This window comes from Roseateles sp. T103, from assembly GCF_057219915.1.
In genome coordinates this window covers 26,347-50,554 of the sequence record NZ_JBXVVS010000002.1, presented here as the reverse complement: position 1 = coordinate 50,554, position 24,208 = coordinate 26,347, and the positions used below count along the sequence as shown (strand labels likewise).

Here is a 24,208-nt window from a genome sequence, read left to right as displayed (position 1 = left end):
CATGTCCAGCCTACAAAGCCAAGACGTGGTCGCCCGTTCGGCCACAACCACAGCAACGCCCCAGGTGCGCTCGACGCCCGAGGTCGCCAAGCTCATCGACGAGTCCAAGTGCATAGGCTGCAAGGCCTGCCAGGTCGCGTGCATGAACTGGAACGACCTGCGCGACGAGATCGGCGACAACATCGGCGTCTACGACAACCCCTCGGACCTCACGCCGAGTTCGTGGACGGTGATGAAGTTCTTCGAGGTCGAGCCCGACGGGGGCAGCCTCGAATGGCTGATCCGCAAGGACGGCTGCATGCACTGCGACGAACCCGGATGCCTGAAGGCCTGCCCGGCCCCCGGCGCCATCGTCAAGTACAGCAACGGCATCGTCGACTTCATCTCCGAGAACTGCATCGGCTGCGGTTACTGCGTCGCCGGCTGCCCCTTCGATGTGCCCCGCATCAGCAAGAAGGACAACAAGGCCTACAAATGCACGCTGTGCTCGGACCGCGTCAGCGTCGGTCTGGAGCCGGCTTGCGTGAAGACCTGTCCGACCGGCGCGATCGGCTTCGGCACCAAGGAGGACATGGTGGCCTACGGCGAGAAGCGTGCGGGCGAGCTGCAGGAGCGCGGGTTCAAGAACGCGGGCCTATACAACCCGCAGGGCGTCGGTGGCACGCACGTCATGTATGTGCTCAAGCATGCCGACAAGCCCGAGCTGGAAGACCTGCCTGCCAATCCGAGCATCAGCCCGATGGTCTCGCTGTGGAAGGGCATCGCCAAGCCGCTTGCGGTGGCCGGCATGGTCGGCGCGGTGGTGGCCGGCTTCTTCCACTACATGAAGGTGGGTCCGGTCGAGGAAGAGAAGTCCGGTGAAAAGGAGGCTTCGTGATGAAGTACCTGCAACGCTACAACGACAGCGAGCGCATGAACCATTGGATGGTGGCGCTGCTCTTCGTGCTGGCAGGGCTCTCGGGCCTGGCCTTCTTCCACCCCAGCCTGTTCTTCCTGTCCCACCTCTTCGGCGGCGGCTCCTGGGCGCGCATCCTGCATCCCTTCCTCGGGGTGCTGATGGTGCTGAGCTTCCTGGGCCTGTTCTTCCGTCTGAAGGCCGACAACGCCTTCAACGACGGCGACAAGGCCTGGAAGGCGAAGATGGGCGAGATGCTCAAGGGCAACAAGGAGGGGCTGCCGCCGGTGGGCAAGTACAACTACGGGCAGAAGATGGTGTTCTGGCTGCTCGCCATCAGCCTGTTCGTGCTGCTGGTGACTGGCTTCATGTTCTGGCGCCCGTGGTTCGCGCACTACTTCCCCATCGACGTGATCCGTGCGGCCGTGCTGCTGCATTCGATCGCGGCCGTGGTGCTGGTGCTGACCACCATCGTTCACGTCTACGCGGCGATCTGGGTCAAGGGCACGGTGCGCGCTATGACGCGTGGCACGGTGAGCGAGGCCTGGGCGAAGAAGAACCATCCCTTGTGGCATGCTGAAGTAACCCGCGGCAAGTAAGACTGCCGCCCGTCCGGCGGGCTGGGCGAGACGCCTGCCCGCCGGACCCGAATTCGAAGAGAGACATGGAGACAAGCAGCATGGCATCTGGCCAGCCGGCCCAGGCGACGATCAAGGTGATGTCGCCCGAAGAAATCGCGGCGCGTGCCGGTGGCGAGCTGCAGCATCTGCGCCTGCCCGAGCTGCGCCGCCTGTTCGCCGAGCGCTCGCTGCGGCTGCGCCAGCTGGCTGCCGGCCATGCGATGCGCGACTACCTGATCTTCATGGCCGATCTGGCGCAGGCCCAGCAGGACACGCTGGCCGAGGTGCCCGCGCTGCCACTGCCGACTGCCGCGCAGATTGCCGGCGCGCGTGCCGACGGCCGGCCGCCGCTGCCGGCTGCCGACTGGCCGCGCGACCCCGCCTGGCACGAGTTGCTGCGCGCCATCTCGCGCCGGCTGCAGCCGCGCGCGCCCGAGGGCGCACGGGCCGTGATCACGCAGCTGCAGAGCGCCGATGCCGACTGGCTGGAGCGCCAGGCCGACTGCCTGCTCACCGGCGTGATGCTCGGCCTGGACATGGCTGCGGCGCCCATCGTCGCCGCCGCGCTGCAGTGCTACTGGGCGGCATTGGTGCAGCAGACGCAGGCGCGCTACGGCAGCGAGACCGAACCGGCCTTCGCACGCATCGAGGACGAGACCGTCTGCCCCTGCTGCGGCAGCCGGCCGACCGCCAGCATCACGCGTCAGGTCGGCGACGTGGCCGGCCAGCGCTACCTGCACTGCTCGCTGTGCGCCAGCGAATGGCATATGGTGCGCATCCAGTGTCCGCACTGCCTGTCGGGCAAGTCGCTGGCCTACCAGCAGCTGCAGGCCGGCGAGGGCCATGAGCTGCCCGCCACTGGCGCCGCCATCGGCGCGGTGCAGGCCGAGACCTGCGACGACTGCGGCCACTACCTCAAGATCATGCACACCGAGCGCGACCCCTTCGTCGATCCGGTGGCCGACGATCTGGCCAGCGTCACGCTGGACCTGCTGGTGTCCGACACCGGCATGCGCCGCCATGGCGTGGACCTGATGCTGCTGTTCGGCGAGCCCGACGAGGCCAGTCCGCCAACGCCCCCCGACGAGCCCGGGAGATCCTGATGGCTGCGCCCGAAGAGTCCGTGGTTCACGGCTCGAAGGCAGCACCGAAGGACCTGCCCTCGATCGACAAACTGCTGCGCCTGCCGGCCAATGCCGCGCTGCTGGCCGAGCATGGCCACACGCTGGTCGCCAATGAGGCGCGCGCGCTGCTCGACGGCATGCGTGCCCGCGCGCTGACGCAAGACCTGAGCCTGGCCGAAGTGCAGCCCGAGGGGCTGCAGCAGGTGCTGGCGGCACGCGTCGCGGCGCGGCTGCGCGCCAATATGCGCGCGGTGATCAACCTCACCGGCACGGTGATCCACACCAACCTGGGCCGCGCTCTGCTGGCCGACAGCGCACTGCAGCAGCTGCTGGCTTTGATGGCTGGCCCCAACAACCTGGAATACGACCTGGCCAGCGGCGGCCGCGGCGACCGCGACGATCTGATCGAGGGCCTGCTGTGCGAGCTCACCGGCGCCGAGGCGGCGACCGTGGTCAACAACAATGCCGCCGCGGTGCTGCTGAGCATCGCGGCCTTGGGGCGGGGCAGGGAGGTGATCGTCTCGCGCGGCGAGCTGGTCGAGATCGGCGGCGCATTCCGCATGCCCGATGTGATGGCCAGCGCCGGTGCCACGCTGGTGGAGGTGGGCACGACCAACCGTACCCATCCGCGCGACTACGAGAGCGCGATCAACGAGCGCACCGCGATGCTGATGAAGGTGCACACCAGCAACTACCAGGTGCAGGGCTTCACCGCCGCGGTCGACGAGGCCACGCTGGCGCCTATCGCCCATGCGAAGGGCCTGCCGCTGGTGACCGACCTGGGCAGTGGCGCGCTGGTGGACCTGTCGCAATGGGGCCTGCCCAAGGAGCCGCTGCCGCAGGAGATGCTGGCCGCCGGCTGCGATGTGGTGACCTTCAGCGGCGACAAGCTGCTCGGCGGCCCGCAGGCCGGCCTGATCGTCGGCAGCAAGGATTACGTGCAGCGCATCCGCAAGTTCCCGATGAAGCGCGCGTTGCGCATGAGCAAGCTGCCGATGGCGGCACTCGAGGCGACGCTGCGCCTGTACCTGCGCCCCGAGCGCCTCACGCAGGACTTGCCGACGCTGCGCCTGCTGACGCGCCCGCTGGCCGAGATCGAAGCGCAGGCGCAGCGTCTCGCACCCCTCGTCACGCAGGCGCTGGCGCCACGCTACACGGTGGCGATCAAGCCCATGCAGGGGCAGATCGGCTCGGGCTCGCTGCCGGTCGAGCGCCTGCCCTCGGCGGGCCTGGCGATCGCGCCGGCCGGCATGGCCAAGAAAGGCCTCGGCACGGCGCTTGAGGCGCTGAGCGCCGCGCTGCGCGCCTTGCCATTGCCGGTGATCGGCCGCATTGCCGAGGACCAGCTGTGGCTGGACCTGCGCTGTCTGGAGCAGCGGCAGGAGCAGGCACTGTTGGCCCAGCTCGGTACCTTGCAGCAGGCATGGCGCTAGCGCGGAGCAATGACGCTATGCTGCCGCCCCTGCCGCCCCTGCCGCCCCTGCCGCCCCTGCCGCCCCTGCCGCCCCTGCCGCCCCTGCCGCCCCTGCCGCGCCCGCCACGAGTCGCGCTCTCCCTCTGTTCGTCTTGCACTCACTGAAAGGACCCTGCAATGATTCCCCTCTTTCACCGCATCACCCGTCGGGTGTGCCTGCTGTCCGCGATGGCGGCTCTCACGGTGGCCACGGGCGCGCAAGCCCAGACCACGCTGAAGGTCACGACCATCCCGGAGGAGGCGGCGTCCGAGCAGATCCGCAAGTTCGGCCCCTTGGTCAAGTACCTGGAGCGCAGTCTCGGCAGCAAGGTCGAGTTCGTGCCGGTGAGCGACTACCCCGCTGCGGTCGAGGCCCTGGTGAACAAGCAGGTCGATCTGGTCTGGTTCGGCGGCTTCACCTTCGTGCAGGCCAAGCTGCGCTCGGGCGACAAGGTGATCCCGCTGGCGCAGCGCGAGGAAGACACGCAGTTCCGCTCGGTGTTCATCACGCAGAAGGACTCGGGTATCAAGAGCCTGGCCGACCTCAAGGGCAAGCAGGTGAGCTTCGGCTCCGCGTCCAGCACCTCGGGCCATCTGATGCCGCGCAGCTTCCTGCTCGAAGCGGGCATCGAGCCCGAGCGCGACTTCAAGCGCGTGGCCTTCTCTGGGGCGCATGACGCCACCATCGCCTCGGTGGTCAGCGGCCGCGTCGATGCGGCCGCGCTGGACATCACCGTGTGGCGCAAGTTCGTCAGCGAGAACAAGGTCGACACCAGCAAGGTCGATGTCTTCTACACGACGCCGCCTTACTTCAACTACAACTGGTCGGTGCATGCCGACATGCCCGCCGCGCAGCGCGAGCGCATCACCAAGGCGCTGCTGGCGCTGAGCAGCGACAACCCCGAAGGCAAGGAAGTGCTGGGCCTGGCGCGTGCCACGCGCTATGTGCCGACCAAGGCGGAGAACTACAAGGGCCTGGAGGCGGCGGGTCGCAGCGCCGGCCTGATCAAGTGAGTCGATGAGCGGACTTGCCCTCACGCTCGAGCAGCTGCAGCTGCGCCACCCGGCCGCAGGCGAGGGCGCGGCGCCCGCGCTGGCCGGCATCGAGTTGCGCATCCGGCCGGGCGAGCAGCTGGCGGTGATCGGCCCCTCGGGCGCCGGCAAGACCACGCTGCTGCATGCCCTGGCCTGTGCCCTGCCGCCGACATCGGGCCGACTGACGGTCGACGATCAGCAGCCCTGGTCGCTTGGCGCTGCGGCGCTGCGGCGTCTGCGCGGGCGCCTGTTTCTGGCGCCGCAGACGCCGCCCCTGCCGCCGCGCCAGCGCGTGGTGACGGCGGTGCTGGCGGCACGACTGCCGGCGATGGGCCTGTGGGCCAGCCTGGCCTCGCTGATCAGGCCGCGCGGCGCCGAGCAGGCCCATGCAGCGCTGGAGCGCTTCGAGCTGGGCGACAAGCTGTGGGAGCGGGTGGACCGGCTCTCGGGCGGCGAGCGCCAGCGTGTCGGGCTGGCGCGCGCGCTGCTGGCGCCGGCCGCGCTGTGGCTGATCGACGAGCCGCTGTCGGCGCTGGACCCGACGCGCGCATTGCTGGCCTTGCGCACGCTCACCCAGCAAGCCGCCGAGCGTGGCGTCACGCTGGTCGCCAGCCTGCACCAGGTGGATCTGGCGCTGGCGCATTTCCCGCGCGTGCTGGGCCTGCGCGAGGGCAGGCTGGTGTTCGACCTGCCCGCGGCCCAGGTGACGCCTGCGCTGCTCGCGGAGCTCTACGCCAGCCATGAGCATGAGCTGCAGGGCGCCAGCGCCTTGCCACCACGCAACGCGGCCATCGAGGCCGAGCGCATCGTCGCGCCGCATTGCTGAGACCCCGCCCGATGCAAGCGACGCTGGCTCCTCATCGCTACCGCGACCCCGCCTGGCGCAGCCGCGTCCTCTGGACCGTGGCCGCGGCGCTGCTGCTTGCGCCGGCGCTGGTGGCGGTGGAGTTCAAGCCCTGGCTGCTGTTCGAGCCCGACAATCTGCGCGTTACGCTGCGCTTCCTGGCCGACTTTCTGCCGCCAGCGACCGCGCCCGAGTTCCTGGCGATGGTGGCGCGCGAGACCTGGCGCACCGTGGCCATCGCCACCGCCGCGATGGTGCTGGCCCTGCTGCTGGCGCTGCCGCTGACGCTGCTGTCCAGCGCGGCGCTGTCGATCTCGGCGGTCAGCGGGCCTATGCATCCGCTGGCCCGAGTGCTTCGCCAGGGCGTGCGTCTGCTGCTGGTGCTGTTGCGCAGCGTGCCCGAGCTGGTCTGGGCCCTGGTCTTCGTGCGCGTGCTGGGCCTGGGGCCGGCTGCTGGCGTGCTGGCCATTGCGCTGACCTACGCCGGCATGCTGGGCAAGGTCTATGGCGAGATCCTGGAGAGCGGCGATCTGCAGCCCACACGCGCGCTGCTGCGCAACGGCAGCGGGCGTCTGCAAGCCTTCTTCTATGCGCTGCTGCCGGGCAATGCGAGCGAGCTGACCAGCTACACCGTCTACCGCTGGGAATGCGCGATCCGCTCCTCGGCCGTGCTCGGCTTCGTCGGCGCGGGCGGGCTGGGGCAGCAGCTGGACGCCTCGATGAAGATGTTCAATGGCGGCGAGGTGGCCACCATCCTGCTGGCCTTCGTGCTGCTGGTGGCCCTGGCCGACTGGCTGAGCGCCTATCTGCGCAAGGTGATCGGATGAGCCGCAGCGCCGCCACCCGCGTCTTGCCGCCCCAGCCGCCGCGGCGCTGGAGCCTGCCGCTGCTGCTGGTCGGCCTGGGCCTGCTGAGTGCGGCCAGCTTCGCCGAAGTCGGCGTCGACTGGGGCCGGCTGTTTTCCTGGGATGCCGCGCAGCGTATGGGTCGCTTCCTGGGCGAGCTGAGCGATCCGGCGCGCGAGCCGGCCTTCCTAGGCCGCCTGGCGATCGCCACGCTGGAGACGCTGGCCATGTCGGCGGTGGGCACGCTGCTGGCGGCGCTGCTGGGCCTGCTGCTGGCCTTGCCGGCCAGCCAGTTGAGCGGCCAGGCGAGCAGCCTGTGGCGCCGGCCGACGCGCTGGCTGCTCAATGTGCTGCGTTCCATCCCCGAGCTGGTGTGGGCCGCGCTGCTGCTGATCTCGGCCGGCCTCGGCCCGCTGGCCGGCACGCTGGCCCTGGCGCTGCACACCAGCGGGGTGCTGGGGCGCCTGTTTGCTGAAAGCATAGAGAACGCACCCGACGGCCCCGCCTTCGCGCTGCGCAGCCAGGGCGTTCGCGCCGGGCGGGTCTTCCTTTACGCCACCTTGCCGGTGGCGCTGCCGCAGCTGCTGTCCTACACGCTGTACCGCTGGGAGAACAATATCCGCGCCGCGGCGGTGCTGGGCGTGGTCGGCGGTGGCGGCCTGGGGCAGATGCTGAGCTTCCACATGGGCCTGTTCCATATGCGTGAAACCGGCACCATCCTGCTCGCGACGCTGGCGCTGGTGGCCATGGTCGATCTGCTGTCCAACTTCGCGCGTCGCGCGCTCAACCCATGATCGTCGGCACCGCAGGCCATATCGACCACGGCAAGACCACGCTGGTGAGGGCACTCACCGGCGTGGACACCGATCGTCTGCCCGAGGAGAAGAAGCGCGGCATCAGCATCGAGCTGGGCTATGCCTTTCTCGACCTGCCTGACACCGGCTCGGACGCGCCGCAGCCCCCGGCGGGGGCGGACGCCGCCGGCGGCCGAGGCTTGCAACGCATTGGCTTCATCGACGTGCCCGGCCACGAGCGCCTGGTCCACACCATGCTGGCCGGCGCGACCGGCATCGACTACGCGCTGCTGCTGGTCGCTGCCGACGATGGCGTGATGCCGCAGACGCGCGAGCATCTGGCGGTGCTGAGCCTGCTGGGCCTGACGCGTGGCGCGGTGCTGATCACCAAGTGCGACCGCGTGCCGGCCGAGCGCATAGACGCGCTGCGCGACGACATCGCGGCGCTGCTCGACGGCACGGGCCTGGCGCAGGCGCCGGTGCTGGCCGTCAGCGCGGTCAGCGGCGAAGGCATGCCGGCCCTGCGCGAGCTGCTCGTTTCCGAGGCCGTGCGGCAGGCCGAGGCCAGCCCGCGCGGCCGCGAGCAGCAGGCTTTCCGCCTGGCCATAGACCGCGCCTTCAGTCTGGACGGTGTCGGCACGGTGGTGACCGGCACGGTGCACAGCGGCAGCGTGCGCATCGGCGATGAGCTGGCGCTGACGCCGGCGCTGCGCGGCTCGGCGCCGCTGGCGCGCGTGCGCAGCCTGCATGCGCAGAACCGCAAGGTAGACGAGGCCTGGGCCGGCCAGCGCTGCGCGATCAATGTGGTGGGCCTGGACAAGGATCAGATCGAGCGCGGCCAGTGGCTGGTGGCGCCGGACGTGGCGCTGGCCACCGACCGGCTCGACGTGCGGCTGCGCTTGTGGCCCGGCGAGGCCAAGGCGCTGCGCTCCGGAGCGCCCGTGCATGTGCATATCGGCGCGCGTGCGCTGATGGGCACGGTGGCGGTGCTGCAGCTGTTGAAGGAGGGCGCAGGCGAGGGCGATGCCGCATCGGCCGCCTTGCCACCCGGTGAGGAAGCGCTGGTGCAGCTGCTGCTGCGCGAGCCCATCGGCGCCTGGCGTGGCGACCGCGTCGTGCTGCGCGACGCCAGCGCCTCGCGCACGATTGCCGGCGGCGTGGTGCTCGATCCCTTTGCGCCGACCCGCTACCGCCGCACGCCCGAGCGCCTGGCCGAGCTGGCCGCAATGCAGCTGCCCACCGCGGCCGAGCGCCTGCAGGCGCTGCTGGTTGCCGCACCGCAGGGCCTGGACCTGCGCCGTTTCGCGCGCGCCGAGGCGCTGCCGGCGCTGCTGACGCCGGCCCGCGGCCTGGCGCTGAGCGCGCACGAGGCCGATGCCGACTGGACCCTGGCCGAGACCGCCTTGCAGCCCTTGCAGGCGCGCGTGCTGCAGGTGCTGGCCGATTTCCATCAGCGGCAGCCCGACGAACTGGGGCCCGATGCCGCGCGGCTGCGCCGTCTGGCCGCGCCGCGCCTGCCCGAGCCGCTGTGGCGCGCGCTGCTGGCGCGGCTGCGCAGCGAGGGCCTGCTCGCGCAGCGCGGCGCCTTCGTGCATCTGGCCGCGCATGGCGTGAGTCTCTCGGCCACCGAGCAGCGCATCGCGCAGAAGGTGGCGCCGCTGCTCGCCGAGGCGCGCTTCGAGGGCGCTTGGGCGCGCGACCTGGCGCGCGACACGCAAGAAAGCGAGGCGCTGATGCGCACCACGCTGTCGCGCCTGGCGCAGCAGGGCGAGATCCATCAAGTGGTGAAAGACCTGTTCTACGCGCAGCCGCAGATGAAGACACTGGCGGGCATCGCGCGCGAGGTCGGCGCTCGGAACGGCGGCGAGGTGCTGGCCGCAGCCTTCCGCGACGCCACGGGCCTGGGCCGCAAGCGTGCGATCCAGATCCTCGAGTACTTCGACCGCATCGGTCTGCTGCGCCGCGTGGGCGATGTGCACAAGCTGCGCGGCGATTGCCAGTTGTTCCTGGCGCAGGAGGCGGCATGATGATGATCGTTACTGCTGCTGCGCCGACAAGAGAGTTCATGGAGGGGAGACGACACCGGTGTGTCGGCCGGGCTTCAAACCCGGTGGGTGGCGCCATGCGTCGCTGGGTGGGTTCGACTCCCATTCCCCTCCGCCACGAACATTCGCTCGCCTACTGCGCGGGCACATCTCGGCTTTGCAGTGCTCGCCGTACAGGTGTACGGCTCCGCGCTTCGAGCCAATCTGAGCCCGCTCGCGACGGCGTTCGAATGTCCTTGGGCACCGCACTGTCATGCTGATCGCCGGCGCTGAACTCCCCGAGGACTTGCTGTACTGGGTCGAGGACCAGACCTGGGCGCGGCTGCGTAAGGACGGCACTGCGGTGCTGGGCATTACCGCGCTGGGGCTGAAGGCTTCGGGCGAGATCTATATGTGCCGGCCCAAGGCGGCCGGCTCGCGCATCGAGCAGGGCCGCTCGATGGCGGTGGTGGAGCTGGCCAAGAGCATCGTGTCGGTGAAGTCGCCGCTGACGGGCGAGGTCCTGCGCGTCAACGCGGCGCTGGAGGCCACGCCGGAGCTGGTGCATCTGGACCCCTACGGCCAGGGCTGGCTGATCGAGCTGCGGCCGGAGCGGCTGGACGAGGAGCGCGCGGCGCTGCTGGCCGGTAGCGCCGCGCGCGAGGCGATGGAGAAATACGCATGGCTGAACAAGCTGCAGGACCCGCAGTGACAGGCCTTGCCATCCTGCTCTGGGCCGCCGATCCGGGCGAGCCGCAGCGCCTGGCCACGCCGTTCTTCCACGCGGCGGCGGCGGCGGCACTGGAACTGGAGGTGGAGATCTACTTCAGCGCGCGTTCGGTGCTGCTGCTCAAGCCCGGCGTCGCCGAAGGCCTGCGCGCCTCCGAACACAACGCGATGACGATCGCGCAGCACATGCAGCAGGCGCTGTCGCACGGTGTGCGCTTCCTCGCCTGCACCGATGCGCTGCATGCCAACGGCATGAGCCGCGAGGGCCTGATCCCCGCGGTAGCCGGCCATGGCGGCGCGGTGCAGTTCATGAGCCGCCTGGCCGATCCGGCCTGGCGAACTTTGGTCTTTTAGCCTGGTCTTCTAGCCTGGTCTTCCAACGAGTTGCCATGGACTACCCCTGCGAGAACGCGAACCTGATGCAGCTGCTCGGCCGCTACTCGGTCGGCCCCAAGCACCTGATGGAGCCTGGCCCCAGCGACGACGAGCTGACTCTGATGGTGGCGGCGGCGCTGCGCGCGCCGGACCATGGTGAGCTGCTGCCCTGGCGTTTCAAGGTCGTGCGCGGTGCGGCGCGGCAGCGCATGGCCGAGCTCTTCGCACAGGCCGCGCGCGAGGCCGGCAAGGACGAAGCCGGCGCCGCGCTGGACGCCGAGCGGGCGCTGAAGCCGCCGGTCACCGTCGCTGTCGTCGCGCGCATCGACCTCGGCCATCCGCAGGTGCCGGCACACGAGCAATGGGCCGCCGTTGGCGGCGCGCTGGCGATGTTCCTCGCTGCCGCGCACGCGATGGGCTATGCCGGCAAGATGCTCAGCGGCGCCAAGGTGCGCGACCCGGCGATCGCTGCGGCCTTCTGCGGCCCCGGCGAAAGCCTGCTCGGCTGGATCGCGCTGGGCACGCCGGCCAAGAAGCCTGGCGGCCCGTCGCGCAAGGGCGGCGTGGAGACGGCGCTGCAGTGGTGGGGTGAGGAGTAGGGCGGGGCGGGCCGTCTTTGGCAGCCCGTATTTCGGCATGGCTGCGTCGCGCGCTGACTCTCACACGCGGGGCGAACTCTGATAGCGGCCAAAAGGCGCCCATCGCGCCTGGCAGTCGATAGCTGACGCTCGACACGAGGTGCGGCGGCCAGCCCTTCATGCCGCCCCAACTGAAAATCGGCATATCTATCATGTGCGAGTGGCAAAGCTCGTACCAAAGACTCACGACCAGCTGATCGGCGCGCTTGAAGATCACCTGTTCTTGCTCGCCCAATCACTGCACGGATTGAGCGGCGGAGACGCGGCCTACGTCCGAGAGTTGTCAGCTAAGTTGCGCGCGCTCATCTGCTCGTCAGCCGGGCTCGACGGACTGCTTTGGCGAGTGTGCGATGCCGTTGGGTTCGATGACACCGTTGAGCTTCGCTATCCGGGGAGGGTCAATACTTCCCATCCGCTTGCGCGTGGCCTTGAGGTGGTGTTTGCTCCTGTCGCTCCTGATGGTTCGGGCGATGAGCGTGTACCGCTTCAGCGGCTGCCGCTGCGGGAGCACATCAAGATTCACGAGGCAATATTCATCGACGGAGAAAGCGTCACGCACGAAGAGCTCATCAAGGAACTTGCTGATCGGGCTGGTATAGCCCACGAGGCTCATGGCATCTCGAAGCTCGTGGCGAGAATCAATGACCACCTCGTGGGTGACTTGCAGCCGTATTTCGCGATTCTTGACAGCGACGCACGATTGACTCTTCAGGTCGGCGAACGAGCAATTCAAGCCGCGATCGCGCGTGGCTACGTACGTCGCCGTGCCCCGGCTTCGCCGCCTCCACTGAAGCCGCTGCACTCTGTTCGCTTCAGTCACAAGCTCGACTTACCTAGAGCGAATGCGGAGCCACGGCGCGAGGCCAAAGTCATGTTCATGATCGAAGCAAGCCGGTTAGACAAGACGCAGCGGCCAGTCAATTTTCCGCCTTTGGAGTCTTCCGGCGTCGTCCTATCCATAGCGATAACGCGACGGGGGCGTCTCGCGCTCGCAGCCACCGGACTTCCACTGCCGATGTTCGGGTGCGAGTGCGCATTGCCTGCTGACAATGACAAGCCAATCGTCATCGCCATCACTTGGAAGGGCCTTGACGTTCGGGCATACGTCTCGGGTGAGCAGGTCGCTGGCATCCGTGTGATGGCTGTAGGCGATGACTCGCAGGGTTCAATCGGCACTGGCGACACCACCGTCTGAAGCGCCGCGTTGGTGCTCTACGGGGTCAAGCTCACCGCTGTGTAGCGTGTCCGCTTGCCCCCCCAAAATGACGTCTGTTGTGGGTCGGATCGAGACGTTCAGCGCAAGCCGCGGCGCTAGACGCGTGTCCTATCACTTGGAGTCGGACAGCCCCGGGCGCTGTTCTCGGCCAGCGCTCAATCAATCCGCCGTGATCCTGCGCTCCTTGATCACCTGCGCCCATTTCTTCGACTCGGTGTCGATATTACGCGCCAGGTCCTCGCGCGAGCCGGGCAGCGGGGTCGAGCCATGCTTGACCAGTTCGTCGCGCACCTCGGGGTCGCGCCTCGCCCTGACCAGTCCCTGGTTCCAGCGTTTCAGGATGAGTTTCAGGTGTCTTGCTCGGCGCGACGAAGGCATACCAGGTGGCCGCATCGAAGCCGGGGAAGTCGGACTCGGCCGCCTTGCGGATCTGTCATCGCCGGTGTGCCGCCCTCATGCGGGGCGTGTCAGGTCGCGGATGAAGGTGGGGCCGGCCTGGCGCTCGATTTCGGTCAGCAGCCTGCGCCCCCAACCGGCGGCAAACAGCGCTTCGGCGACGATGAACATCGGCCCGACCAGCAGGCCTACGAGATCGTCCACGAAGGCGGGTTTCTTGCCCTCGTAGTAGTGGCCGATGAACTGGATCAGCCAGCCGGCGAAGAACAGGCCCAAGCCCCAGCCTAGCCAGGCATTGATGGAGCCGGCGGCTAGCGGCTCGGCAGCAGCGATCAGCGCGGCATTCACCAGGGCTGTGGCCGCGCCGAGCACGAACTCGCCGCGCGTCAGGTACCAGAAGGTGCTCAGCAGCCAGACCAGCCATGCGGCCGTCAGCGACTGTTCGCCGATGCTGAACTGCGCCCGCGCCAGCAGCACGCCGACGGCGAAGACGATCAGCGGGATGCCGACGAAGTGGGTGGAGATGTTGCGGCGATCGCGGTGGTAGCGGGCGTACTGGACCATCAGGTCCTGGGCGCTGCGGCGGGAGCTTGCAGCCATGGCGGGTCTCCGGAATCTGTCTGTCTCAGCAGCGATGCTACTGTGGACTCCGGGGCTGTCAAAGCGACTGGGTCGTCGGCGCGGCGGCCGCCACGGCGGGCGCGGTTGCCGCTGCGCTGCGCTTGTGCGCATACATGCCCAGGTCGCTGCGAAGCAGCAGGCTGTCCAGCGTGTCCTCGGGCAGCGCACGGGTCAGGCCCAGGCTGATGCCGATGTGCAGCCCGGGCGCCAGCTGCGACCAGGCGTGGCGGCTCACCGCGTCGCTCACGCGCAGCGCCACTGCCTGGGCCTGTGCGTCGTCCAGCGCCCAGAAGGCGAGCACGAATTCATCGCCGCCCCAGCGCCCGGCCAGATCCTGGCTGCGCAGCTGCTGCTGGAAGAGTATGGCCAGGGTCTGCAGCACGCGGTCCCCGATCTGGTGCGAATGGCGGTCGTTGACGCCCTTGAAGTCGTTGACGTCGATCACCGAGACATAGAGCGCCGCCTCGGGCTCCGGACGGCCCTGGCCAAGCAGCGCCTCGACCAGACGCTGCTCGATGCCGCGCCGGTTGGCCAGACTGGTCAGCGGGTCTTCGACCGACAGTCGCTGCAGTTGCTGCGCGTCGCTGCGCAGTGTCTGCATCTCGCGCTTGTGCTCGCGCAGCTCCAGGCGCAGGGAGGCCACCTCGCGGCGGTGCCTCATGCTCACCTGGCGCAGGCGGTGTTCATTGAGTTGCAGCTCTCGCATGCAGTCCAGCGCGCGGGCGGTCTGGCCCTGCAGCTCATGAAGATCGCAGGACAGACGCAAGGCGTTGCGCAACAGCGGCTGTTGTTCGATCTGCAGCGCACGCTGGCGCATCTGCAGCGCGGCCTCGGAGGCAGCCTGCAAGCGGCCATCCACCAGCGCCAGCTCGCATCGCAACCACGGAAGCATGGCCTGCAGCAAGCCCAGCTCCGGATGGCGGGCGCACAGCGCCGCCATCTCGATCTCGGCCTCGGCGCCCGCACTGGACCTGCCCTGCTGCCAGGCAGCGGTGAGTGCCTGCAGCCACAGCCACAAACCCTGGGTGAGCAGGGCCAGCGGCGTCGAGCGCTCTTCACGCCCGCGCAGCTCGTCCATCAGCACAGCCAGGCGCTGCACGTCCGGTGCACGGCGTTCCAGATGGCGCTGGCCGATCTGCCGGTAGGCCTCGTTGAAGCAGCGGTTGATCTGCGGTCGCCAGCTCTGGCCGGGTTTGCCCAGTTCGCGGGCCAACTCGAAGGCCGGGCGCAACATCGCCTCGGCACCCTCATGGCTGCCGTTCCACATCAGCGCCACACCCAGGTAGTTCAGCGCAATCAGCCGCGCGGAGGCGTCGCCGCAGGCGTCGGCCAGCTGGGAGGACAGCATCGCGGTCTCGATCGCCTCCTCGTTGAGCCCCAGCGCCGCGGTGGCATAGGAGAGCTGGGCCAGGCAGCGGCTTTCGTCGGCAAGGTCGTTGGCGTCGTGGGCCAGCTTGGCCGCGCGCATCAGCGTCCGGTAGGCCTCGTCGTAGCGCGCGGTCGCGATCAGGTCGCGGCCCAGGCTCAGCAGGGACGCACCGCTCGTCGTTGCTCGATCACCCTCGCCCCTGCCGTAGTGCATGAGGTCAGCCTCTGGCGCAGTCGTTCGTTGTTGTTGGACTTACCCTATCACCACCCGCAGGCCAGCCGGACGGTGTGATGGGCGGCGAATATAGCAAGCCGTCCCCGGGATGCCTGTCGGCACCGTCCCCGGTGCCCGGCCATTCGTGCGCTATTTGGCAGTCGGGGCCGGCAGGCCACGCAGCGGTGCCAGAATCCGGCCATGGCCGTCATCCCACCCCGCGTCAGCGTTCAGACCGAAGATTTCGACCTCTCGACCGAGACGGCCGCGCTGCGTGCCGCCGATGGCGGCATCGGCGCCGTCGTCGCCTTCGTCGGCACGGTGCGCGACCTGACGCACGGCCAGCCCCAGGCGGTCAGCCTGATGGAGCTGGAGCATTACCCAGGCATGACCGAGGCGGCCATCGAGGCGATGATCGACGAGGCTTGTCGGCGCTTCGACATCCGCGCCGCGCGGGTGATCCACCGTGTCGGGCCGCTGGCGGCGCGCGAGCAGATCGTGCTGGTGCTGGTGGCATCCGGTCACCGGGGCGAAGCCTTCAAGGCCTGCGAGTTCCTGATGGACTATCTGAAGACGCAGGCGCCGTTCTGGAAGAAGGAACACACCGGCGAGGGCGCGCAGTGGGTCGATGCCCGCGTCAGCGACGACGCGGCGCTGGCACGCTGGGGCATTGCGGGCGGCAACGCCGCTGAGGCGCGATGAGCGCAGGCGTGCTGGCCCAGGCGGCGGCCGTCTCGCTGGGTGCCGCCGCTGGTGCACTGCTGCGCTGGCGCGGCGGCGTGCTGCTCAACGGCGTCTGGGCCGGCTTTCCGCTCGGCACGCTGCTGGTCAATATCGTCGGCGGCCTGTTGATCGGCATGGCGCTGGAGTGGTTCGGCCGCCAGCCCGACGAGATGCTCAAGCTGCTGCTGGTCACCGGCTTCCTCGGCGGGCTGACCACCTTCTCGGCCTTCTCGGGCGAATCGCTGGCGCTGCTGCAGCGCGGTGCCTTCGGCATGGCGCTGGCGCATGCGCTGGCCCATGTGCTGGGCGCGCTGGGTGCAGCCGCGCTGGGCCTGAAGCTGATGCAGGCGCTGCTGCTCAGGCTTTGACAATTCGCAAGCCCAGCGGGGCTGCTGGTGACTTGAAATTCGGACTGCCATTCCCCATGTGGGCGGCAACGGAGGATTTCTCACCATGCGTTTCGACAAGCTGACCACCCGTTTCCAGGAAGCCCTGGCCGAGGCCCAGAGCCTGGCGGTGACCCGCGACAACCCGTATATCGAGCCGGCGCATCTGCTGCTGGCCATGCTGGGCCAAGAAGACGGCCCGCGGGCGCTGCTGGAACGCGCCGGCGTGAAGATCGCCGCGCTGAAGACCGCGCTGGAGAGCGTGGTGTCCGGTCTGCCGCAGGTGCAGGGCGAAGGCCAGCAGGTCCAGCCCGGCCGTGACCTGATCAGCCTGCTGCAGGCTGCCGAGAAGGAAGCCGCCAAGCGTGGCGATCACTACATCGCCAGCGAGATGTTCCTGCTGGTGCTGGCCGATGCGAAGACCGATCTGGCAGGCATCGCGCGCAGCCACGGGCTGTCGCGCAAGGCCTTGGAGGCCGCCGTCGAAGCCGTGCGTGGAGGACAGAAAGTGGATAGCCAGGAAGCCGAAGGCCAGCGCGAGGCGCTGAAGAAATACACGCTGGACCTGACCGAGCGCGCCCGCGAAGGCAAGCTCGATCCGGTGATCGGCCGCGACGACGAGATCCGCCGCGCGATCCAGGTGCTGCAGCGTCGCAGCAAGAACAACCCGGTGCTGATCGGCGAGCCGGGCGTCGGCAAGACCGCCATCGTCGAAGGCCTGGCGCAGCGCATCGTCAATGGCGAGGTGCCCGAGACGCTGAAGGACAAGCGCGTGCTGGTGCTGGACATGGCGGGCCTGCTGGCCGGTGCCAAGTACCGCGGCGAGTTCGAGGAGCGCCTGAAGGCCGTGCTCAAGGAAGTGGCGATGGACGAGGGCCGCATCATCCTCTTCATCGACGAGCTGCACACCATGGTGGGCGCCGGCAAGGCCGAGGGCGCGATGGACGCCGGCAATATGCTCAAGCCCGCGCTGGCGCGCGGCGAGCTGCACTGCATAGGCGCAACCACGCTGGACGAGTACCGCAAGTACGTGGAGAAGGACGCCGCGCTGGAGCGCCGCTTCCAGAAGGTGCTGGTCGACGAGCCCAGCGTCGAGGCCACCATCGCCATCCTGCGCGGCCTGCAGGAGAAGTACGAGGTGCACCATGGTGTCGAGATCACCGACCCGGCGATCGTCGCCGCGGCCGAGCTGAGCCACCGCTACATCACCGACCGCTTCCTGCCCGACAAGGCCATCGACCTGATCGACGAAGCGGCGGCCAAGATCAAGATCGAGATCGACTCCAAGCCCGAGGTGATGGACAAGCTGGACCGCCGCATGATCCAGCTGAAGATCGAACGCGAGGCGGTCAAGAAGGAAAAGGACGAGGCCTCGCAGAAGCGCCTGGGCCTGATCGAGGAAGAGCTGCTGAAGCTGCAGCGCGAGTACAACGACCTCGAGGAGATCTGGACTTCCGAGAAGGCCACTGCGCAGGGCTCGGCCCATGTGAAGGAAGAGATCGAGCGCATCAAGCTGCAGATCGAGGAACTCAAGCGCAAGGGCGAGCTGGGGAAGGTGGCCGAGCTGCAGTACGGCAAGCTGCCGGGCCTGGAAGCCAAGCTCAAGGAAGCGCAGGCCAAGGAGGCCGGCAAGGGCGGTGCCGAAGGCAAGGCCAACAAGCTGCTGCGCACGCTGGTCGGCGCCGAGGAGATCGCCGAGGTGGTGGCGCGGGCCACCGGCATCCCGGTGGCCAAGCTGATGCAGGGCGAGCGCGACAAGCTGCTGCAGATGGAAGACAAGCTGCACGAGCGCGTGGTCGGCCAGGAAGAGGCGATCACCGCGGTGGCCGATGCGATCCGCCGCAGCCGCGCCGGTCTGTCGGACCCGAACCGGCCGCTGGGTTCCTTCCTCTTCCTCGGCCCCACCGGCGTGGGCAAGACCGAGCTGTGCAAGGCGCTGGCGGGCTTCCTGTTCGACAGCGAGGAGCACATGATCCGCATCGACATGAGCGAGTTCATGGAGAAGCACTCGGTCAGCCGCCTGATCGGCGCGCCTCCGGGCTATGTGGGCTATGACGAGGGTGGCTACCTGACCGAAGCCGTGCGCCGCAAGCCCTACAGCGTGCTGCTGCTCGACGAGGTCGAGAAGGCGCACCCGGACGTGTTCAACGTGCTGCTGCAGGTGCTGGACGACGGCCGCCTGACCGACGGCCAGGGCCGCACGGTGGACTTCAAGAACTGCGTGGTGGTGATGACCTCCAACCTCGGCTCGCAGCACATCATGGCGCTGGCCGGCGAGCCGCAGGAAGTGATCCGCGACGCCGTGTGGGGCGAGGTCAAGGCGCATTTCCGCCCCGAGTTCCTCAACCGCATCGACGAGACGGTGATCTTCCATGCGCTGGACAACAAGCACATCGCGTCCATCGCCAGGATCCAGCTCAAGGCGCTGGAGGAGCGGCTGGAGAAGCTGGAGATGAAGCTCGACGTCAGCGAGGAAGCGCTGGCCGAGCTGGCCAAGGTCGGCTTCGATCCGCTGTTCGGCGCAAGGCCGCTGAAGCGTGCGATTCAGCAGCGCATCGAGAACCCGCTGTCGAAGCTGATCCTGCAGGGCCGCTTCGGCCCCAAGGACACGATCCCGGTGCGGGTCGAGAACGGCGAGTTCGCCTTCGGGCGAGTGGTGCACTGAGGCGGGACCGAGCACAGTGCCTGCGCACTGTGCGACGCCCGCCGAAGGACCGGCCGCCTACGAGCGGGAGGGCTGAGGCGGGACCGAGGACAAGCACTCCGCAGTGCCTCCAAGGCGCAGCCCCGCAAGGGCCTGCGCCTTTGTCCTTTTGGGCTTGCTCGGCCGAACTACTGCATCGCCAACGCCGCCAGTGCGCGTCGGCCGCAGGCAACAGCGAATGTCGTGGCCTGGCGTGGGATGGCGACACTCGCCACGCTCGCATCACTCCTCTTGAGATCGATCAACACGAGGGTCGGCTTGCGGCGTGACATTTCTCACAAGGGAAACGTCAGGATTCAACGAGCAAGGAGACCACGATGAGCAGCAAGAGATTCGAGCGGAGTGTGTTGTCGGCGCTGCTGGCGTCGGCGTTCGGTGCTGCGGCGTTGCTGCCGGGTGTGGCGCAGGCCTCGGAGGCCGAGTTGCTGAAGAAGATCGAAGCGCTGCAGGCGCAGATCGATGCGCTGAAGGCCGAGGTGGCGACGCAGCGCGGCGCACCGGCAGCCAAGGCTGCGGCTGCTCCCGCGGCGCCTGCGCAGGCGATGACGGCGGCAGCCGTCGCGCCGCCGGCGTCCCCGGTGCGCAGCAAGTACGAGGACGGCTACATCGTCTGGAGTTCGGCCGACGGCAACTACGAACTCAAGCTCGACGGCCGGGTGCAGCTGGATACCGGCTCGGTGGACTCTGAACTCAATGGCGCCGTGGTCAAGTCCGACACCAAGTTCCGCCGCGTCCGCCTGGCCACAAAGACCAAGCTGGGACCCGATTGGGAAGCCGAGTTCGATCTGGACTTCGCCAACAACGCGGTTGATACCAAGGACATGTGGGTGGCCTACAAGGGCATTCCCAATGTCGGCATCAAGTTCGGTCACTTCAAGCCGCACTTCAGCCTCGATCAGGTGACCTCGTCGCGCGTGGCGACCTATATGGAGTCGTCCATTGCGACCGAGCTGTTCGCACCCAGCCGTCGCATCGGCCTGGCTGGCGACTACTCGAACGACTGGGTCTTCGTCGGTGCCGGCGTGTTCGGCGACAAGGCCAATACCGAGGGCGAGGCGCGCGACAACCCGTCGCTCAACGGCGAGAGCGAGACCTATGGCTACTCGATGCGCGCGGTGGCGCGGCCTTTCTGGCGTGGCGAGAGCAGCAAGGTCTTCCATGTCGGCCTGAACGTGCTGAACAACCGGCCGCGCAGCAATGCCAAGCCTGACGATGCGCGGCTGAAATTCGCCTCGGTGCTGGAGAACGAGCTCAGCCAGGTCGAGTTCATCGACACCAAGCAGATCCAGGGCGTGGATAGCGCGCTGACCACCGGGCTGGAGCTGGCCTTCAAGTACGGCCCGCACATGTTGAGCGGCGAGTACCTGCACACCAAGGTCAAGCTCGGCGGCGTGCGGCCTGACATGGATGCTGGGCTGGCGGCGCAGTGGCCGAACATCAAGGGGCCGAAGTTCGATGCCTACTACGTGGCCTACAGCTACTTCCTGAACGGCGACCGCAAGTACGACCCGACCGCGGCAGAGTTCGCCGGCGTGACCGGCAAGAACGCGATCGAGCTGACGGCGCGCTACTCGATGGCCGACATGAACGATCCCGACGGCGGCTACACGCGCAATCGCACGTCCAGCTATCGCGCCAGCAGCCGCGGCGTGTTCGGCGGCAAGGCCAAGATCGCCACACTGGGCGTCAACTGGTATCCGCATACCAATCTGAAGTTCGTGCTGAACTACATGCTGATCAAGCTCGACAACTACGCGGATGCCGACGCGGGGAGCTTCGAGTACGCCAACGGCACGGTGGTGCCCATCCTCGGTGGCGACAAGATCAAGGTGCTGGGCTTGCGGGCGCAGTACATGTTCTGATCTCGGCAGAGTCCTGCGTGTATGAAAGCAAGGGGCGCCGATGGCGCCCCTTCTCTTTGCTTCTTTGCCGCGGTGCGGCGAGGGGAGGCGGCGCGGCGACCGGAGCAATGCGGTGGTCGGCGCGCGGCGGCGGCTCGGCCCGCTGCCAGCACACTGTGTTGGCACGCCATGAGTTCGTGCCAGCACTCAGCGTCTCGGGCACTGCGGCCCGGGTAGTCGCCGGGTGAATGTGCGGCGCTGAGCAGCGCAGCCGCGCCGGGCGCGCGCGCAGCGCGCATCAAGCACTGACTAGGCGCCGCCTGTCTGAGCGTAGCGAACGCAGTGAGCGAAGCGAGTTCGGCGCCGGCCCGGCGTGGCGAGCAGCGCAAGGGAGTCGGCCCGCAGGGCCGGCCGCCGCACCTGAACCCGGTGGCTGCCCGGGCCGCAGTGCCGCGCCCCAGCGTTTGCAGGGATGATGAGCTACCCGCGTCTCGCTGCAGCCGCAGCTGCTGCCGCTACCGCCACCGCTGCGCTCAGCCCTAGCCCCAGTTCTTGAACGGGTTCTTCAGCAGCGCCGCATTGAAGTAGCGCGGATCGTCGGAAACGTCGCGCAGCGCCCAATCGGGCCGCTCGAAAGTCTCGTCCTCGCTGGCCAGTTCGATCTCGGCGACGACCAGGCCCTCGTTGTCGCCGTGGAAGACGTCGATCTCCCAGGTCTTGCCATGGTGCTGCTCGATGTGGCGGTGCTTGTCGATCAGCGGCTGCTCGCACAGTTGCAGCATAGCCTGCGCGTCGGCGAGCGGGATCGGGTATTCGAACTCGGCGCGCGTGATGCCGGTGCTGCGGCCCTTGATGGTCAGCTTGGCCTGCTCGCCCTCGATGCGAACGCGCACGATGCGCTCCTTGTCGGAGCTGAGATAGCCCTGGCTGTAGTGCACGCCGGCGTCGCGCGGCTGCCAGCGCGCGACGTCGACGAGAAACTTGCGTTCGATTTCCTGGCCCATGGTTCTGCTCTTCCTTGTTGGTCTTACCAAAGCCGGCTGTCGAAGCCCAGCAGCGGCATCGCGTACTGCGTCCACAGCACCAGCATCACGAGCGCCAGCATCAGCTGGATCAGCCCGAAGCGGGCCGACTCGCCCATCGAGTACATATTGGTCAGATAGCTGATGTTGGCCGGCTTGCTGTTGAAGTACAGCACATAGACCTGGTTGATCAGGAAGGCCATCGGCAGGCAGAAGCCCACCACGTCCCAGCCGAACTGCGTGGCGGTGGCGATCATCATCGGGAACATGATCATCGTGCGCGCCGTCTTGCTTTCGCTGATCAGCGTGGAGAAGCCGAAGAGGGCGGCCAGCACGACGAACACCAGCCACTTGGGCGTTGACGCATCGATACCCAGATGGCCGAAGAGCGCCGCCATGCCCAGATCCACGATATGCGTGTTGTCCAGGATGCCGCCCAGCACATAGGCGCCCCAGCTGAACATCAGCATGTGCCAGGGGATGTCGGCCTGGTTCCAGTTCATCACGCCGAAGCGCTTCAGCCCCGAGAAGGCCGGCATCAGCACCAGGATGGCACCGCACATCGCGACGATCTGCGCCGGGATGCTGTGCAGCGTGTCGGTGGCCCACAGCGCCAGCACGCCGAGGAAGACGCCGCCGGCGCGCAGCTCGGCGCCTTGCAGCGGGCCGAGCTTGTTCAGCTCCGCCTGCAGATGCTCCAGCCCGCCTTCCAGCTTGGGTTGGGCATCCGCCTTGCTGATCGGGAAGATCCAGCGCGTGCCGGTGTACCAGGAGACGGCGCACTGCAGGATCGCCAGCGGCAGCAGTGCCAGCAGCCATTCGGAGTAGTAGACCTTGTGGCCGGCGCGCTCCAGCAGATGCGCCGCGACCAGATTGGCTGCCGAGCCGGTGATGAAGCCCGAGGCCGAGACATTGTTGGCCAGCAGGTTCTGCAGCACCAGATTGCGGCCGACGTTGTTGCGTCGGACCTCGCCCTGGACATTGGCCACCGCGCCGTACATCGCCGCGATCACCATGAACAGCGGCAGCAGCAGTGCGGTCTTGGCCGAGGTGGCGCTGATGAAGGCGCCCAGCACCAGGTTCAGCGCGATGAAGGCCCAGAAGATGCCGTTCAGGTGCCGGCCCCAGTTGATCACCAGCAGCAGCGCGATGCGCTTGGCAAGACCTGTCACCACCAGCGCGCTGGCGAGGATGAAGCTGGCGATGTTCAGCACCATCACCGGCTCGCCCAGGTAGGCGAAGGTGCTCTTCATGTCGAGCACGCCGAAGAGCACGGTGACGACGATGATGATGAAGGAGGTCAGGTAGCTCGGAATCGCCTCGGTGAGCCAGAGCACCAGCGAGAACATGAAGATGCCAGTGACGGTGTAGAGCTTGCCGACGTCCTTGACGCCGCTGGCCTGCTCGAAGAAGTCTATGGGCCCGCACCAGCGCAGATGGAAGAACAGCAGCAGCAGCACCGCCAGCGGCACGCCCACCAGCTTGGCGCGCGCCATCCACGGGCCGCCGGGGATCTCCTGCAGCTTCTCCAGCCCATAGTTGCGCATGTCCAGCGGGTCGAAGCCGCCCGCGGCCGGTGGGGCCTTGTTCTGGCTGGGTGCGGTGTCGGCCATCGCGGCGACCTCAGCGCAGGCCCAGCACGCGCTGGGCTGCGCGCACATAGCCGGTGTTGCTCATCCCGGTCAGGCCCAGCTCGGCGATCACCGGCGTCATCGCCGCGGGATCGCTGCTCTCGACGCAGACGGTCTCCAGCTGCGCCCCGTTGAACAGCACCTGTGCGTACTCGCAGCTGACGCCGTCGATGCTGAAGCCATGGCGCTGCTTCTCCACCTCAAGCACGCGCAGGCCGGGCTGCGCGCGCGCCAGTGCGAGCAGCGCTGCCATGTCCACCGCGCCGGCCGGCAGTGCCTGCGCCGGCAGGCTCAGCAACTCGAACAGCTCGGCCACTGCGGCGGGCGACAGCGGCAGCGGCAGCTTGGCGCGCGGCGCGTAGGTCTCGTAGCCCTCGGGCGTGATGGCGATGCGCGTCTTCACGTCCAGCATGCCGTCGCGCAGCTTGACGTTGAGCCCGTCGTCCGCGGCCGAGACCAGGTAGACCTCGGGCGGGTGGCGTCGCATATGGCCCAGCACGGTGCGGCCGTTGAACAGGCGCGGCTGCAGCGCGGCGATCAGGCCTTGGCCGAAGACGCGGAATTCGGCGCGAGGCAGGGGGCGCTCGGCCAGGGCCGGCTGCGTGGCGGTCGACTGGGACATGTGCTTGATTCTCCTGTTCTTGCGGCCATCGCATCGTATCGGCGGGCAGCGGGGCGGTTGCAGCGGTCGGCCTGCGGTTTCGCGTAAG

Annotated in this window: 23 protein-coding genes and 1 tRNA gene; 18 read left to right on the top strand and 6 right to left on the bottom strand. The window is 68.2% G+C overall.

From position 1 onward, the window contains the following. Position 1: 1 nt before the first annotated feature. The 14 genes from fdxH (at position 2) to AC2EBS_RS06635 (ending at position 12,571) form a co-directional block, all read left to right on the top strand. The gene (gene fdxH / locus AC2EBS_RS06700) at positions 2 to 877 is read left to right on the top strand and encodes a formate dehydrogenase subunit beta (RefSeq protein WP_484727628.1); all 876 of its coding nucleotides are present in this window, start codon (positions 2 to 4) and stop codon (positions 875 to 877) included. Beyond that, complete coding sequence (locus AC2EBS_RS06695; RefSeq protein ID WP_484727627.1) at positions 877 to 1,494, top strand: formate dehydrogenase subunit gamma; 618 nt, start codon at positions 877 to 879, stop codon at positions 1,492 to 1,494. Before fdxH ends, AC2EBS_RS06695 begins: the two co-directional genes overlap by 1 nt. Before the next feature lie 80 nt (positions 1,495 to 1,574). Further along, complete coding sequence (gene fdhE, locus AC2EBS_RS06690) at positions 1,575 to 2,618, top strand: formate dehydrogenase accessory protein FdhE (RefSeq protein ID WP_484727626.1); 1,044 nt, start codon at positions 1,575 to 1,577, stop codon at positions 2,616 to 2,618. Next, a complete protein-coding gene (selA, locus tag AC2EBS_RS06685) occupies positions 2,618 to 4,072 on the top strand; it encodes an L-seryl-tRNA(Sec) selenium transferase (RefSeq protein WP_484727625.1) in 1,455 nt (484 codons plus the stop codon). Before fdhE ends, selA begins: the two co-directional genes overlap by 1 nt. 158 nt (positions 4,073 to 4,230) lie before the next feature. Beyond that, a complete protein-coding gene (locus AC2EBS_RS06680) occupies positions 4,231 to 5,106 on the top strand; it encodes a putative selenate ABC transporter substrate-binding protein (RefSeq protein ID WP_484727624.1) in 876 nt (291 codons plus the stop codon). Between the two features lie 4 nt (positions 5,107 to 5,110). After that, the gene (locus tag AC2EBS_RS06675; protein WP_484727623.1) at positions 5,111 to 5,953 is read left to right on the top strand and encodes a phosphonate ABC transporter ATP-binding protein; all 843 of its coding nucleotides are present in this window, start codon (positions 5,111 to 5,113) and stop codon (positions 5,951 to 5,953) included. 11 nt (positions 5,954 to 5,964) lie between these two features. Next, complete coding sequence (locus AC2EBS_RS06670) at positions 5,965 to 6,798, top strand: PhnE/PtxC family ABC transporter permease (RefSeq protein WP_484727622.1); 834 nt, start codon at positions 5,965 to 5,967, stop codon at positions 6,796 to 6,798. Further along, positions 6,795 to 7,610: a phosphonate ABC transporter, permease protein PhnE gene (gene phnE / locus AC2EBS_RS06665; protein WP_484727621.1), complete on the top strand. Its 816-nt coding sequence runs from the start codon at positions 6,795 to 6,797 to the stop codon at positions 7,608 to 7,610. The genes AC2EBS_RS06670 and phnE overlap by 4 nt, the downstream gene beginning before the upstream one ends. Then, a complete protein-coding gene (selB, locus tag AC2EBS_RS06660) occupies positions 7,607 to 9,637 on the top strand; it encodes a selenocysteine-specific translation elongation factor (protein ID WP_484727620.1) in 2,031 nt (676 codons plus the stop codon). Before phnE ends, selB begins: the two co-directional genes overlap by 4 nt. A gap of 40 nt (positions 9,638 to 9,677) precedes the next feature. Then, positions 9,678 to 9,773 (top strand) — tRNA-Sec (locus AC2EBS_RS06655). Positions 9,774 to 9,908: 135 nt separating this feature from the next. Then, a complete protein-coding gene (locus AC2EBS_RS06650) occupies positions 9,909 to 10,346 on the top strand; it encodes a glycine cleavage system protein H (protein WP_484727619.1) in 438 nt (145 codons plus the stop codon). Further along, positions 10,343 to 10,717: a DsrE family protein gene (locus tag AC2EBS_RS06645; RefSeq protein ID WP_484727618.1), complete on the top strand. Its 375-nt coding sequence runs from the start codon at positions 10,343 to 10,345 to the stop codon at positions 10,715 to 10,717. The genes AC2EBS_RS06650 and AC2EBS_RS06645 overlap by 4 nt, the downstream gene beginning before the upstream one ends. A gap of 35 nt (positions 10,718 to 10,752) precedes the next feature. Then, complete coding sequence (locus tag AC2EBS_RS06640) at positions 10,753 to 11,337, top strand: nitroreductase family protein (RefSeq protein WP_484727617.1); 585 nt, start codon at positions 10,753 to 10,755, stop codon at positions 11,335 to 11,337. A 199-nt stretch (positions 11,338 to 11,536) separates the two neighbouring features. Then, positions 11,537 to 12,571 carry a hypothetical protein gene (locus AC2EBS_RS06635; RefSeq protein WP_484727616.1) on the top strand — a complete coding sequence of 345 codons (1,035 nt, stop codon included), beginning with the start codon at positions 11,537 to 11,539 and terminating at the stop codon, positions 12,569 to 12,571. 180 nt (positions 12,572 to 12,751) lie between these two features. Here AC2EBS_RS06635 and AC2EBS_RS06630 read toward each other — a convergent pair whose 3' ends face one another. The 3 genes from AC2EBS_RS06630 to AC2EBS_RS06620 form a co-directional block, all read right to left on the bottom strand. Continuing rightward, positions 12,752 to 12,883 carry a hypothetical protein gene (locus tag AC2EBS_RS06630; RefSeq protein ID WP_484727615.1) on the bottom strand — a complete coding sequence of 44 codons (132 nt, stop codon included), beginning with the start codon at positions 12,881 to 12,883 and terminating at the stop codon, positions 12,752 to 12,754. A gap of 162 nt (positions 12,884 to 13,045) precedes the next feature. Then, on the bottom strand, positions 13,046 to 13,588 hold the full coding sequence (locus AC2EBS_RS06625) for an Mpo1 family 2-hydroxy fatty acid dioxygenase (protein ID WP_484727614.1): 543 nt from the start codon (positions 13,586 to 13,588) through the stop codon (positions 13,046 to 13,048). Between the two features lie 58 nt (positions 13,589 to 13,646). After that, entirely contained in the window at positions 13,647 to 15,191 is a 1,545-nt protein-coding gene (locus tag AC2EBS_RS06620; RefSeq protein ID WP_484727613.1) for a diguanylate cyclase, read from the bottom strand. 201 nt (positions 15,192 to 15,392) lie between these two features. Here AC2EBS_RS06620 and AC2EBS_RS06615 point away from each other — a divergent pair, with 201 nt between their 5' ends. The 4 genes from AC2EBS_RS06615 to AC2EBS_RS06600 all read left to right on the top strand — a co-directional run bounded on the left by AC2EBS_RS06615 (position 15,393) and on the right by AC2EBS_RS06600 (position 20,866). Next, a complete protein-coding gene (locus AC2EBS_RS06615) occupies positions 15,393 to 15,893 on the top strand; it encodes a molybdenum cofactor biosynthesis protein MoaE (protein ID WP_484727612.1) in 501 nt (166 codons plus the stop codon). Continuing rightward, on the top strand, positions 15,890 to 16,282 hold the full coding sequence (crcB, locus tag AC2EBS_RS06610) for a fluoride efflux transporter CrcB (protein ID WP_484727611.1): 393 nt from the start codon (positions 15,890 to 15,892) through the stop codon (positions 16,280 to 16,282). Before AC2EBS_RS06615 ends, crcB begins: the two co-directional genes overlap by 4 nt. An 85-nt stretch (positions 16,283 to 16,367) precedes the next feature. Next, the gene (gene clpB, locus AC2EBS_RS06605) at positions 16,368 to 18,965 is read left to right on the top strand and encodes an ATP-dependent chaperone ClpB (RefSeq protein WP_484727610.1); all 2,598 of its coding nucleotides are present in this window, start codon (positions 16,368 to 16,370) and stop codon (positions 18,963 to 18,965) included. 356 nt (positions 18,966 to 19,321) lie between these two features. Beyond that, on the top strand, positions 19,322 to 20,866 hold the full coding sequence (locus AC2EBS_RS06600) for an OprO/OprP family phosphate-selective porin (RefSeq protein WP_484727609.1): 1,545 nt from the start codon (positions 19,322 to 19,324) through the stop codon (positions 20,864 to 20,866). Positions 20,867 to 21,384: 518 nt separating this feature from the next. Here AC2EBS_RS06600 and AC2EBS_RS06595 read toward each other — a convergent pair. The 3 genes from AC2EBS_RS06595 to AC2EBS_RS06585 are packed head-to-tail and all read right to left on the bottom strand — an operon-like array spanning position 21,385 to position 24,120. Further along, positions 21,385 to 21,849 carry a CYTH domain-containing protein gene (locus AC2EBS_RS06595; RefSeq protein WP_484727608.1) on the bottom strand — a complete coding sequence of 155 codons (465 nt, stop codon included), beginning with the start codon at positions 21,847 to 21,849 and terminating at the stop codon, positions 21,385 to 21,387. A 23-nt stretch (positions 21,850 to 21,872) separates the two neighbouring features. Next, on the bottom strand, positions 21,873 to 23,480 hold the full coding sequence (locus AC2EBS_RS06590; RefSeq protein WP_484727607.1) for an SLC13 family permease: 1,608 nt from the start codon (positions 23,478 to 23,480) through the stop codon (positions 21,873 to 21,875). Positions 23,481 to 23,490: 10 nt separating this feature from the next. Continuing rightward, positions 23,491 to 24,120 carry a hypothetical protein gene (locus AC2EBS_RS06585; RefSeq protein ID WP_484727606.1) on the bottom strand — a complete coding sequence of 210 codons (630 nt, stop codon included), beginning with the start codon at positions 24,118 to 24,120 and terminating at the stop codon, positions 23,491 to 23,493. Positions 24,121 to 24,208: the final 88 nt, after the last annotated feature.